Raw genomic sequence first — 12,682 nt, 5'->3', positions numbered from 1 at the left:
GGGGCCGACGCCCCGCGGCAACGGGGTACGGGGAGCAGCTCCCCGTACCCCGTCGAGCGGACGTAACCCCGGGGGTTACCGCCTGCTTCGAGGCAGTCGCTCGTCAGCTGCTCTTGACCTTGATCTCGCCGCTGATGATCTTCTCCTTGGCCGTCTTGATGGCTGCCTGGAGCTCGGCGTCGTCCGCGAACTTCGGGTTGGAGTTCGACAGGCTCACCTCGCCGGTCTTCAGATCGCCACGAACGATACCGGTCTCGGGCTTGCCGTCCTCGACCGACTTCGCCAGGTTGTACACCGCCTTGGCGACATCCTTCATCGCCGAGGTCAGGATGGAGTCCTTGTACTTGGCGAGGGCTTCCTGCTGGTACTGGTCGGAGTCGACGCCGATGGCCCACACCTTGTTGGCGGCGGCGGCCTCGATGACACCCTGACCGGACAGGCCGGCGGCCGCGTACACGACGTCGGCCTTCTTCTCGATCTGGCCCTCGGCTGCCGTCTTGCCCTTGTCGGGGCTGGCGAAACCGCCCTCCTCGGCCGTCTGGGTGAGGTACTGGGAGAGCACCTTGACCTTCGGGTCGGTGTCCTTCACGCCCTGCGCGAAGCCCGCCTGGAACTTGTGGATCAGCGGGATGTCCACACCGCCGACGAAGCCGACGACCTTCGTCTTGCTGGTCCTGGCGGCGGCGACACCGGCCAGGTAGGAGGCCTGCTCCTCGTTGAAGACCAGGTCGGCCACGTTCTTGGTGTTGATCGTGGCGTCGTCGACGATGCCGAACGTGGTGTCCGGGAACTTCTCCGCGGCGCCCTTCACGGCCGAGGCGTACGCGTAGCCGACGCCGATGACCGGGTTGTAGCCCTGCTTGGCCAGGGAGGCCAGGCGCTGCTCCTTGTCGGCGTCCGTCTCGCCCTCGGTGGGCTCCACGTCGGCCGTCTGGTACCCGAACTCCTTCTTCGCCTGCTCGAGGCCCGCGTACGCGGCGTCGTTGAAGGACTGGTCGCCCTTGCCGCCGACGTCGTAGGCGATGGCGAGACCCTTGTCGCCCTTCGAGTCCGACGACCCGGCGGAGGTCGAGGTGCCGCCGCAGGCGGAGAGCGCGAGTGCCAGGGAGGCGGTCGCTGCGCCTGCGACCGTGATCCGGGAAATCCGGCGCATGTGTGGGTGCTCCTGTCGTACAACGAGGTCGCACAGCGCCGGGACGGTTCAGCTTCAGCGCTGGCTTCGCCGCAGATTAACGCGCGTAGACCTGCCTGAAAACCCCTTCTGTCCACCTTGTTATGCGGCCGTGGCCAAGCCATCACCGGGCCTTGGCCGGGGCGTTGCCGACCGCAAACGGGGGGTGGCGCTGGGTGATCCACCTCCCGGGAAGCACGAAACGGGCGGACACCCTGAGGTGTCCGCCCGCTCCGGTGCCCTGTGGGGGCGGTTCTACTCGGTCTTCACCGTGATGGAGCCGTCGTTGATGCCCTGCTTCGCCTTGTCCACGGCCTCCTTGAGGCCCGCGACCTTGGCGAACTCGGGGTTCGACTCCGACAGGCCCACGCCGTTGACCTTCAGGTCGAAGGTCTGCGTGCCGTTCAGCGGCTTGCCGTCCTGGACCGACTTGGACAGCGAGTAGACCGCTCCGCCGACGTCCTTGAGCGCGGACGTGAGGATGTAGTTCTTGTACGGGGCCAGAGGGGCCTGCTTGTACTGGTCGGAGTCGACGCCGATCGCCCAGGCCTTCGCCTTGGCGGCGGCCTCGATCACGCCCTGTCCGGACAGGCCGGCGGCCGCGTAGAGCACGTCGGCCTTCTTCTCGATCTGGCCCTCGGCGGCGGCCTTGCCCTTGTCGGGGCTGGCGAATCCGCCCTCTTCGGCCGTCTGGGTGAGGTACTGCGACAGGACCTGCACCCCGGGCTTGGTGTCCTCGACACCCTGCTTGTAGCCCGCCTCGAACTTGTGGATCAGCGGGATGTCCACGCCGCCCACGAAGCCGACGACGTCCGACTTCGTGGCCTTGGCGGCGGCCACACCGGCGAGGTACGAGGCCTGCTCCTCGGCGAAGACGAGGGAGGCGACGTTCTTGGCCTCGACGACGGAGTCCACGATGCCGAAGGTGGTGTCCGGATACTTGGCGGCCGCGGCCTTCAGCGCCGGGCCGTAGGCGAACCCGACACCGATGACCGGGTTGTAGCCCTGCTTCGCCAGCGAGGCCAGACGCTGCTCCTTGTCCGCGTCGGTCTCGCCCTCGGTGGGCTCGATGTCGGCCGTCTTGTAGCCGAACTCGTCCTTTGCCTTGGTCAGGCCGGCGTAGGCGGCGTCGTTGAAGGACTGGTCGCCCTTGCCGCCGACGTCGTACGCGATCGCGACGCCGCGCTCGCTGCTGTCGCTGTCGCCGCTGTCGCTGCTGGTGCCGCCGCAGGCCGTGGCGACGAGCCCGAGCGACGCGACCCCCACCGCGACGCGGGTCAGTTTGGAAATCCGACGCATCTGAAGTTCCCCATTCTCCAAAGCCCCGCAGTGGGTGCTCGGTTCGGCGCACATTAACGCGCGTAGACACTTCTGGGAACGGTTCGCCGCGGGGCCGTTATCCATTCGTGCCGATGGCCGGTTACGCCCTTGTGAACCACGGGATCGAACGGGGTCGAAAGGTGTACTCGGGGACACGGCGCGTGTCTACCTCGCCACGGGCACCAGGCTGCCGTGAGGCTGCGCCGCTCGCAACCGGGGGCTCCGCCGGGGGGCCGGTGAGGGTGTGGCCGCCCGGGCCGGGTGGGGGCTTGAGGTCGCTTTCGTGCCCGTGCGGCCCCGTCGTGGCTGGTCGCGCCGTTCCCCGCGCCCCTTGAGGCCGTCGTGCCCGTGCGGCCCCGTCGTGGCTGGTCGCGCAGTTCCCCGCGCCCCTTGAGGTCGTCGCGGCTGGGCGCGCCGTTCCCCGCGCCCCCGCAGGGGTCCTAGCGGAGGCCGTTGACCAGGGCTGCGGCTGTGAAGAGTTCTACGCCGACCTTGATGGCCGACTCGTCCACGTCGAAATCGCCCTGGTGGAGGTCGCGCACTTGGCGTTCGCCGGGGGTGCGGACGCCCAGGCGGGCCATGGCGCCGGGGACGTGCTCCAGATACCAGGAGAAGTCCTCGCCGCCGAGGCTCTGCTCGGTGCCCTCGACGGACTCGACGCCGCGCCGGGCGATCATGGCGTCGCGCAGCAGCTCGGTGACGCCGGGCTCGTTGACGACCGGCGGGACGCCGCGCACGTAGTTGATCTCCGACTTGGCGCGGTGGAGGTTGGCGATCTCGTCGATGGCCGCGACCACCACGTCGGGGGCCTGCCGCCACGCCTCGAGGTCGAGGCAGCGCACGGTGCCGGAGAGTTCGGCGTGCTGCGGGATCACGTTCGGCGCGTGACCCGACTCGACCCGGCCCCAGGTGATGGCGAGCCCGCTGCGGCTGTCGAAGCGCCGGCCGACCAGCGCGGGCACGTCGGTGACGACCCGGGCCGCGGCGGTGACCAGGTCGGTCGTGAGGTGGGGGCGGGCGGTGTGGCCGCCCGGGCCGTCGAGCCCGATCTCCAGCCGGTCGCAGGCGGAGGTGATGGGGCCCTCACGGAGCCCGATCTTCCCGGCGTCCAAGCGGGGGTCGCAGTGCACGGCGATGATCGCGCCGACACCTTCCAGCGCCCCGCTCTTGATGGCGTCGGCGGCGCCCCCGGGCAGCACCTCTTCGGCGGGCTGGAAGATCAGCCGGACGGGGCGGGGCAGCGCGCCCTGCCGGTGCAGCTCGGCGAGGACCAGGCCGGCGCCGAGGACGACGGTGGTGTGCACGTCGTGGCCGCAGGCGTGCGCGCGGTCGGGCACGGTCGAGCGGTACGGGCACTCCGCCTTGGTGTCCGGGATGGGCAGGCCGTCGATGTCGGCCCGCAGGGCGAGCATGCTGGGACCTCCGTCCCACTGCTCGCCCTCCACACCGATGTCACAGACGAGTCCGGTCCCCACGGCGAGGACGCGCGGCTTGAGGCCGGCCCGCTCGAGCCGCTCCTTGATCGCGGCGGTCGTGCGGAACTCCTGGTTGCCGAGCTCCGGGTGCATGTGCATGTCGCGCCGGAACGCGATGAGCTCGGCCCGCAGAGCGTCGGGCAGTGCACCGGGAAGTACGGCTCCGCCGGGAAGATCGACCTCGGACTCCAGTGACATCAGTTGCTTCACCCTCTGAAGGGTAGGGCGCCGAGGCGGTCGTCTGACCCTGGATCAACAAAACTTCAACCCGATAGGGGAAGAAAATATGACCGCCGGGCGCATAGCCATCAAGTGAGATGGGTAAACTCGCCTGCCTTTTGGGCCAGGACGGGCCATTCATCCCCCGGAGTGTGACTTCGGCCACACCAGCGCCACGACTCCGGTATCCATCCATCCTCTCCACGGATACCACGCCCTGCGCGGCGAACACGGGCCTGTTCATCTGCCGGACGCGCGCCCCGCTAGTCTGCGCCCCGTGCGCGCCCCCGATTTCTTGCAGTCCACACAGGTCTCGTACGACGCCATCGCCGAGGCCTACGCCGCCGAGCACCCCGACAGTCTGGCCGGAAGACCACTGGAGCGGGCGCTGCTGACGACGTTCGTGGAGCTGGTCCGGGCCGCCGGGACGGCCGGGCGGCCGCCGGTCGCGGACGTCGGCAGCGGTCCGGGTCACGTGACGGCGCGGCTGCACGAGGCCGGGCTGCCGGTGTTCGGGATCGACGCGTCGCCCCGCATGGTGGCCCTGGCCCGCCGGGCGCACCCGGAGCTGCGCTTCCACGTCGGTTCGATGACGGCTCTCGACCTGCCGGAGGAGACGCTGGGCGGCATCGTCGCGCTCTACTCGATCATCCATGTGCCGGACGATCACCTGCCGTCCGTCTTCGCCGGCTTCCGCCGTGTCCTGCTGCCCGGGGCGCCCGTGCTGCTCGGCTTCCAGTCCGGGGACGAGGACGGCCACCGGCGACTGACCGAGCGCTACGGGCAGGAGATCTCGCTCGACTACTACTGGCGCACTCCGGACACGGTCGCCCGGCACCTCGAAGAGGCGGGTCTGGAGGTGTACGCCCAGGTGCTGCGCGCGCCCCAGGGTGAGGAGAAGATGCCGCGCGCGTTCCTCCTGGCCCGCAGAGCGGCGCCCGCACCGTCCGGCGTTTCTCGGCCCAGCGGTCGCGGCTAGGTGGAACTACCGAAGCTTCCCCCGGTCGCCCGGGGCACCCCCGCCCGTCGCCCCAGGCGCTCAGACCGGCCGCACCGCTGACAGACGGTGGACGTCCCGCGCCGTGCCCGTGACTCCGGACAGGAAGCCCTGGGCTCGCGGGGAGGCGGTCTCCGTCAGCCAGGCCGGGTCGATGTCGCAGACCGCCACGCGAACCTCCGTGCCGGACAGGGCGAGGGGCAGGGTGTGGACGACCGTGGAGGGGAAGCTCAGGATCGTGCGGCCGATGGGGCCGCGGCGGGCGATCAGTTCCAGGGGCAGCTCGGGGCGGACGATCTCCAGGCCCGTCTCCACGGCGAGGCGGTGCAGCTTGTCGGTGCTCTCGCGGCGGTGGGCGAAGTAGCGCGTGGCGCCGTGGGTCCGCGCCAGGGCACGGACGGCCTCCAGGTAGCGGCCGTCGTCCACCACGCCGGTCTCGACCAGGGACGTGCCCACCATGTCGGCGCCCTTGGTGATGCGGGGCGGGCCGAAGCGGGCCCGGGTCCAGGCGAAGGTGTTGGCGCCGACCGTGACGCCCGCCGGGGTCTCCTCCATCGGCATGGAGGAGAAGATCTCGATGCGCCCGCTGCCGGAGGGGGTCAGGCGGCGGCGGGCCGAGGCCGACACCGGCGCGAAGATCACGTCACGGGGGCCGGGGCGCCCGCCCTTGCGGTGCCAGCGCACCAGTCGTTCGCCCCGGGCCAGCTGCCCGACGAACTCCATCGTCGCCGTGCCGTCGTCGACGACGACCAGGTCACGGGCGTGGGTGATCGTCAGCAGCAGCTGGACGTAGCGGGAGAAGGGATCCCCCAGTACGACCCGGCGCGCCCTGCGGAGCAGGCCGGTCAGGCCGCCGATGGTCTGGAAGGGTGCCAGGGGCCCGCCGCGCGCTTCCTCCCAGCGGACCCGGTGCCCCTCGTCGCGGGCCAGGTCGGACATCCTCCGCAGCTGGCCGCGCGTCATCGGGTCGAGGGGCGACAGCACCACGAGGGTGAGCCCCACGCCGGGCGCGTGCGCGTGCGCCCACTCCAGCACATTGAGCAGCTGTACCGGACTCTCGACGAAGGCGAGGGTGTGGGGGCCGGCGTTCCCGGCGCGGGGTCTCATCGACGTACGACCGTTCCGTCGTAAGGGGGGTTGTGGGGGTGCGTTCAGACGCCGACCGGCTCGCCCGCCGCCGTGGCGATCTCCGCCTCGGCGACCACGCCGGTGACGCGGCGCAGCTTCTTCATCGGGCCCAGCTCGGACTCGTAGACCTTCTTGACGCCGTCACCGAGGGAGGCCTCGATGGTGCGGATGTCACGGACGAGGCGGGTGAGGCCCTGCGGCTCCACGGACGCGGCCTGGTCCGAGCCCCACATGGCGCGGTCGAGGGTGATGTGGCGCTCGACGAAGGTGGCGCCCAGCGCGACCGCGGCGAGGGTGGTCTGCAGGCCGGTCTCGTGGCCGGAGTAGCCGATCGGGACGTTCGGGAACTCCTGCTGGAGGGTGTTGATGACCCGCAGGTTGAGCTCCTCGGCCTTCGCCGGGTAGGTCGACGTGGCGTGGCACATCACGATGTTGTCGGAGCCGAGGACCTCCACCGCGTGGCGGATCTGCTTCGGCGTCGACATGCCGGTGGAGAGGATCACCGAGCGGCCGGTGGAGCGCAGGGCCTGCAGCAGCTCGTCGTCGGTGAGGGAGGCGGAGGCGACCTTGTGGGCGGGGACGTCGAACTTCTCCAGGAAGGCGACGGCCTCGGTGTCCCACGGGGAGGCGAACCAGTCGATGTTCTTCGACGTGCAGTAGTCGTCGATCGCGCGGTACTCGTCCTCGCCGAACTCCACGCGGTGGCGGTAGTCGATGTAGGTCATCCGGCCCCAGGGGGTGTCGCGCTCGATGTCCCACTGGTCGCGCGGGGTGCAGATCTCCGGGGTGCGCTTCTGGAACTTGACCGCGTCGCAGCCGGCGTCGGCGGCGGCGTCGATCAGCTTGAAGGCGTTCTCGAGCTCGCCGTTGTGGTTGATGCCGATCTCACCGCAGACGTAGACCGGACGGCCCGGGCCGACCTCGCGCGAACCGAACCGGCGGATACGGGAGTTGGTGCTCATGGCAGAGATGTCCTTACTTGGTGAGGGAATCGAGAGAGGGGCCGAGGATCCAGCTGGCGATCTCTCGGATCGCGCCGTCGCCACCGGGGACGGTGGTGACCGCGCGTGCGGCGCCGCGCACGACGTCGTGGGCGCTCGCGACCGCCACGGGCCAGCCCACGAGGGCGAAGCACGGGAGGTCATTGACGTCGTTGCCGACGTAGAGCACGCGCTCCGGCGCGATGCCCTGCTCCTCGCACCACTGCTTCAGCGCGAGGTCCTTGCGGTCGATGCCGTGCAGCACCGGGAGCTTGAGCTTCCGGGCCCGGGCGGCGACCACAGGGTTCTGTTCCGTGGACAGGATCAGCATCTTCAGGCCGCTCCGGCGGAGGGCCGAGATGCCGAGTCCGTCCCCGCGGTGCACGGAGACGAACTCCCGTCCTTCGGAGTCGACCAGCACCCGGTCGTCGGTCTGGGTGCCGTCGAAGTCGAGGACGACCGCGTCGATGTCGTCGGCGGTCGGGAGCGCGCCGGGCCGGCCCGCGTCGAAGAGCGGGGCGAGGGCCCGGGCGCGGGCGAGGTCGTGCGGGTCGTCGATCTCCAGCACGCGCGCGGGGTCCGTGCGGACCAGTTCGGTACGGCCGAAGAAGCGGTGCCCGTGCTCGCGGAAGCCGGCGGCCTCCATGGCGTAGGCGGCGCCGGTCTCCAGCAGGTCCTGCGGGCGGTCCTGGCGGCGGGGCCGGAAGGACTTGTCGTGGTTGACGCCGTAGCCGCCGCCGGCCGCGGCGTCGCTCTCCGCGACGGATCCGGCCACGACCTCCTCCTCCGCGTCCCGCCAGACGAACCCGTGGAAGGGCGCCACGGTCACCGCGGTGTCGGCGCCGTTCTCGGCGATGGCGCCCGCCACCCCGTCGATGTCCTCGCGGACGATGAACGGGCTGGTGCACTGCACGAGCAGGACCACGTCCACCGGCGCCCCGTGCAGGGCCTCGTGGGCGTCCATGGCGTGCAGGACGGCGGCCTCGGAGGTGGCCGTGTCGCCGGCGATGGCGGCGGGCCGCAGCACGACCTCGGCGCCCGCCTCGCGGGCCGCGGCGGCGATGGCCTGGTCGTCGGTGGAGACCACGACGTCGGTCACCAGCCGGGCCGTGCGGCACTCGCGTACCGTCCGCGCCACCAGCGGGACGCCGCCGACGGGGAGGAGGTTCTTCGCGGGCACGCCCTTGGAGCCGCCGCGTGCGGGGATCACCGCGAGCACGCGGCGCACGGCGGCGCCGTTGCCCGCTTCCGGGTGGGACATGGGGTCTACTCCTTGGGCAGGGGTCTCGGGGCGGCTCACAGCTCGCCCATCCGCCGGATGACGGGCGCCACGCGCTGCACGCCGTGCCGGTAGGCGCCGCGCGCCGCCCGGCGCACGATCTGCCGGACCGGTCCGGGGTCCTTGCCGGCGGCGGGCGCGCCGGGCAGCGGCGCGCCGTCCGGGCCGAGGTGGTGGCGGGCGAGGATGCCGGGCAGATAGCCGGGCGCGGTGACGGGGGTGTAGTACGGGGCCAGCGGGGGCAGGCCGCCGGGCCGGTCGAGCAGCGCGGCGATGCGCTCGCGCGCCGCGTCGAAGGCGAAGCCGTAGGTTCCGTCCGCCGCGACGCCCTGCCGGGACACCCACTCCTCGTCGGGCGCGGGCCGGTGCCCGGCGTCGAGCTGGTCCCAGGAGGCGAGGCAGCCGGAGCCCACGAAGTGGTGGTTGCCGAGGGACTCGCGGATGCCGAGGTCGGTCAGTACGACCGTGGGGATGCGGCGGTGCAGCGACTCCAGGGCAGCGGTGGAGCTGACCGTCACCAGCAGGTCGGTCCGGTCCAGGACCTCGCCCATGTTCCCGTACACGAGCCGGAGGTTGGCGGGCGCGTCGAGGCTCTGCACCAGCTTCTGGTACGGCAGTTCCTCGATGTGGGTGGTGTGCTCGCCGGGCTTGGAGCGCAGCTTCAGCAGCACCTCGCGCTCGGGGTGCCTGCGGGCGTGCTGCACCAGCCGGTTCAGCAGGTACGTACGGTCCTTGCGGCTCTCCGGGACGGAGGGCTGGGCGGCGAACACCACGGTGCGCGGGTCGTGTCGCCCCTCGTAGGGCGCGCCGCCGAGGAAGGGCAGCGCCACCTCGGTCACCGCCGAGGCGTCCGCGCCGACCCCTTCGTACACGGCCCGGAAACGGTCCGCGTCCTGGCGGGAGTTGGCGAGGACGAGGTCCGCGCCGTGCCGCAGCAGCAGACCGTCGGCGAGCTTCTCGTAGACGACGCCGACGTAGCCGGTGACGACGACGGGCCGCGCGGCGCGGTTCTCCCAGACGTGCTTCAGGCCGTGCAGCATCGCCTGCACACCGCCGCCCACCAGGGAGAGGACCAGGAGGTCGTAGGACTCCTCGGCCATGGCGCGCAGGAACCCGGCGGCGGTGACCTCCCGCAGTGAGTCGGCGCGCACGCCCACTTCCTCCAGCTGGCGCGGGGTGGGCGTCGCCCGGCCGCGCAGCAGGAATCCGTCGAGGCGGGGGTGGGCTTGCGCGCCCTCCCGCGGTGCGGTTTCCATGGACGGTTCCGGGACGATGCGGTCCGCGGTCAGCGCACCCCATTTCCATCGGGTGTCCGAGTCCGCAAGGACCGCGATTCGCGGGCGCTTCGGTGTACTTACTGGCACGTCGAAGACGCTAGGAAGCGAATGCTAGGTATGGCGGAACCGCGACTCAACGAAAAGTTAACAACAGCCCACCGAGAGCCGAACTGGCCGGCTGAAAGCCGGGAAGTACACGGGGTGCACCGTTCTGACACATGGAGTTCACCCGGTGTACCTTCATCGGAAAGTTCCGCTGCCGGGCGGCCTCCTAACGTTTTGCGGGTGCCTAAGCTTTCCGTGATCGTGCCGTTCTACAACGTGCAGCAATATGCCCTGGACACCCTCAGAAGCCTTCGGTTGAACGCCGACCGCGATTTCGAGTTCATCTTGGTCGACGACCATTCGAAGGACGAAACTCCGGCCATTCTCGAACGAGCGGCCGAGGACCTTTCGGATGTCGCCCGGGTTCGGTACATCCGCCACGAGCGGAACGGTGGTCTCGCCACCGCCCGCAACACCGGCCTGGACGCGGCGCAGGGCGAGTACCTGACGTTCCTGGACGGCGACGACTGGCTGGCCCCCGGCTACCTCACCGAACTGGTGTCCGCGATGGACGACCTGGGGTGCGACTTCGTGCGCACCGACCACGTCCAGGCCACCGCGCGCGCCCGTTCCGTGCACCGGGTCCCGGTCGGACGGCGCTGGGAGGCGTTCGACCCGAGGGAGGCGATACTCCCCGCCCACCGCTCCACCTCCGTGGACTACGCCTACGCCTGGGCCGGCGCGTACCACCGCCGCCTGGTGGACAAGGGCGTGCTCCACTTCACCGACGGGCTGCGCACGGCCGAGGACCGGCCGTGGATCTGGAAGCTGCACCGGGAGGCGGAGTCGTTCGCCGTGGTGAGCCTGCTGGGCGTGTTCTACCGGCGCGGGGTCGCCTCGTCCCTGACGCAGATCGGCGACGTCCGCCAGCTCGACTTCATCCGCGCCTTCGACCAGGTGGTCGAGGAGACGGCCGCGGACCGCGACGCCGGCCGGCTGCTGCCCAAGGCGGTGCGGACCTACTGCGCGATCATCGCCCACCACCTCTCCCACGAGGACAGGTTCGAACCGGCCGTGGCCAGGCAGCTGCGGTCGATGAGCGCGGCGGCCATCAAGCGCATGCCACAGGACGCACTCGCCGACGCACTGGAGGCCATGGACATGGACCGCTCGTCCAAGCTGCGGCGGCTGCGGCGCCGGGTCATCACGACGGGAGCGGCCGCCTGATGCCCGGGACCACTCAGATCTTCTGCGCGTCGACGCTGTACGGCGTCGCCACCCTGGCCGCCGCGATCGACTCCGGCCTGTTCGAGGAGCCGGACCGCCGGGTGCTGCTGGTGTTCAACAACTCCACGACCCCGGAGACCACTCCGCCCCTCGACGAGATGCCGGGCTTCGCGCCGCTGCGCGAGCACTTCGACGAGGTGCTGTCCTGGAACGAGGCCATCCGCCCCTTCCACCCCGGGGCCTGGACGCCGCGCGCCGACGACATCCCCCTCTTCGAGCGCTACCTGCGGCTGCTGTGGGGCCTCGGCGACGACCGGGTGAGCCTGGTGCTGGAGTCGATCCAGGTGACGCCCGCCCTGACGCTGGCCCAGTTGTTCACCGACGCGCCCATCGACGTCTACGCCGACGGGCTGATGAGCTACGGCCCCACACGCAACAAGCTCGACCCGCTGGTCGGCACGCGGGTGCGCCGGCTGCTGCACCTGGATCTGGTGCCGGGGCTCACACCGGTGCTGCTCACCGAGTTCGGCGTGCCGGCGCACCTGGTGCCGACGCCCGCGTTCCTGAAGGTGCTCGGCGAGGTGACCGAGACGGTGCCGGAACTGCCGGACGTGCCCGGCGACTCGGCGCTGCTGCTCGGCCAGTACCTGTCCGCGCTGGACATCCTCTCCCCCGAGGAGGAAGAGGACCTGCACATACGGATGATGCGGGGCGCGGTCGTCCGCGGCCACCGCACGGTCGTCTTCAAGCCCCACCCGACCGCACCGGCCCGTTACAGCCGGGCCCTGGAGACCGAGGCCGAGAAGCTCGGCGTGGACCTCATGGTGCTGGACACGCCCGTGCTCGCCGAGGTGCTGTTCGACCGGGCCCGGCCCGCGCTGGTCGTCGGCTGCTTCTCGACCGCGCTGTTCACCGCCTCGGCCTTCTACGACCTGCCGGCCACGCGCATCGGAACCGAGCTGCTGCTGGAGCGGCTGACGCCGTATCAGAACAGCAACCGGGTCCCCGCCACCCTGGCGGACGCGGTGCTGCCCGGCCTGGAGAGCGGCAAGGACGGGGACCTGCTGCCGGCCGAGCGGCTGCCCGCCCTGGTCACGGCCCTCGCGTTCACCATGCAGCCGCAGATCTACCCGGAGCTGCGCCCGCGGGCCGAGCAGTTCCTCGCCCGGCATCTCGGGCCGCGCACCCGGCGCTACTTCAAGAAGCGGCGTCTGACCGCGCTCGGACTGCCCGGCGGCGTTCCGCAGCGACTGGCGTTCCTGCCCCGTAATTCCACGGCACGCCGGGTGGTCCGGCGGGCCCGGGCGCTGCGCAAGGCGGTACGCCGCTGAAGCCGGTCCTGCCCGGCGGCACGCCCCGGAGCGGCCGGCGGGGGATCGCCGCCCGTCCGGCGGGGCCGCCCGCTCCGGCCACCGCTCCCGCCCCGGGCGACATCCAGATGAACCCGTGGAGACCGGCGGACGAAGCCTGTCGCCATCGAACGACATTCCGTCAACTCTCGTCCTAGCGTGACCGGCGCCCGCCCACGGGCGGCTCAAGCCAGGGACATACGAGCCACACAGAG

Annotated in this window: 10 protein-coding genes; 3 read left to right on the top strand and 7 right to left on the bottom strand. The window is 71.1% G+C overall.

What is annotated here, in order from left to right; translation table 11 throughout:
- Window positions 1-103: 103 nt before the first annotated feature.
- From ACFY9S_RS10355 to ACFY9S_RS10345, 3 genes are all read right to left on the bottom strand, one after another.
- Entirely contained in the window at window positions 104-1,153 is a 1,050-nt protein-coding gene (locus tag ACFY9S_RS10355) for a BMP family protein (RefSeq protein ID WP_031132846.1), read from the bottom strand.
- Between the two features lie 273 nt (window positions 1,154-1,426).
- Window positions 1,427-2,470: a BMP family ABC transporter substrate-binding protein gene (locus tag ACFY9S_RS10350; protein ID WP_391125277.1), complete on the bottom strand. Its 1,044-nt coding sequence runs from the start codon at window positions 2,468-2,470 to the stop codon at window positions 1,427-1,429.
- Window positions 2,471-2,931: 461 nt separating this feature from the next.
- Complete coding sequence (locus ACFY9S_RS10345; protein ID WP_391125524.1) at window positions 2,932-4,164, bottom strand: amidohydrolase; 1,233 nt, start codon at window positions 4,162-4,164, stop codon at window positions 2,932-2,934.
- Between the two features lie 289 nt (window positions 4,165-4,453).
- Here ACFY9S_RS10345 and ACFY9S_RS10340 point away from each other — a divergent pair, with 289 nt between their 5' ends.
- On the top strand, window positions 4,454-5,164 hold the full coding sequence (locus tag ACFY9S_RS10340; RefSeq protein ID WP_391125521.1) for a methyltransferase domain-containing protein: 711 nt from the start codon (window positions 4,454-4,456) through the stop codon (window positions 5,162-5,164).
- Window positions 5,165-5,224: 60 nt separating this feature from the next.
- Here the strand turns inward: ACFY9S_RS10340 and ACFY9S_RS10335 are convergent, their stop codons facing one another.
- The 4 genes from ACFY9S_RS10335 to ACFY9S_RS10320 are packed head-to-tail and all read right to left on the bottom strand — an operon-like array spanning window position 5,225 to window position 9,933.
- Entirely contained in the window at window positions 5,225-6,289 is a 1,065-nt protein-coding gene (locus ACFY9S_RS10335) for a hypothetical protein (protein WP_391125274.1), read from the bottom strand.
- A 44-nt stretch (window positions 6,290-6,333) separates the two neighbouring features.
- A complete protein-coding gene (locus tag ACFY9S_RS10330; RefSeq protein ID WP_391125272.1) occupies window positions 6,334-7,272 on the bottom strand; it encodes an N-acetylneuraminate synthase family protein in 939 nt (312 codons plus the stop codon).
- A 13-nt stretch (window positions 7,273-7,285) separates the two neighbouring features.
- Complete coding sequence (locus tag ACFY9S_RS10325) at window positions 7,286-8,551, bottom strand: cytidylyltransferase domain-containing protein (protein WP_391125269.1); 1,266 nt, start codon at window positions 8,549-8,551, stop codon at window positions 7,286-7,288.
- Between the two features lie 35 nt (window positions 8,552-8,586).
- Complete coding sequence (locus ACFY9S_RS10320; protein ID WP_391125266.1) at window positions 8,587-9,933, bottom strand: DUF6716 putative glycosyltransferase; 1,347 nt, start codon at window positions 9,931-9,933, stop codon at window positions 8,587-8,589.
- A 198-nt stretch (window positions 9,934-10,131) separates the two neighbouring features.
- On the opposite strand from ACFY9S_RS10320, the gene ACFY9S_RS10315 reads away from it, so the two are divergent.
- Both ACFY9S_RS10315 and ACFY9S_RS10310 read left to right on the top strand, forming a co-directional pair.
- Window positions 10,132-11,118, top strand: a complete 987-nt coding sequence (locus ACFY9S_RS10315) for a glycosyltransferase (protein ID WP_391125263.1) — start codon at window positions 10,132-10,134, stop codon at window positions 11,116-11,118.
- Complete coding sequence (locus tag ACFY9S_RS10310) at window positions 11,118-12,449, top strand: polysialyltransferase family glycosyltransferase (RefSeq protein WP_391125260.1); 1,332 nt, start codon at window positions 11,118-11,120, stop codon at window positions 12,447-12,449. Before ACFY9S_RS10315 ends, ACFY9S_RS10310 begins: the two co-directional genes overlap by 1 nt.
- Window positions 12,450-12,682 lie beyond the last annotated feature (233 nt).

Origin of the sequence: Streptomyces sp. NPDC012474, from assembly GCF_042955185.1 — a bacterium.
Taxonomy (GTDB): domain Bacteria; phylum Actinomycetota; class Actinomycetes; order Streptomycetales; family Streptomycetaceae; genus Streptomyces; species Streptomyces cahuitamycinicus.
Note: the sequence above shows the minus strand (reverse complement) of the source record. Positions and strands in the feature narration are given on the sequence as shown.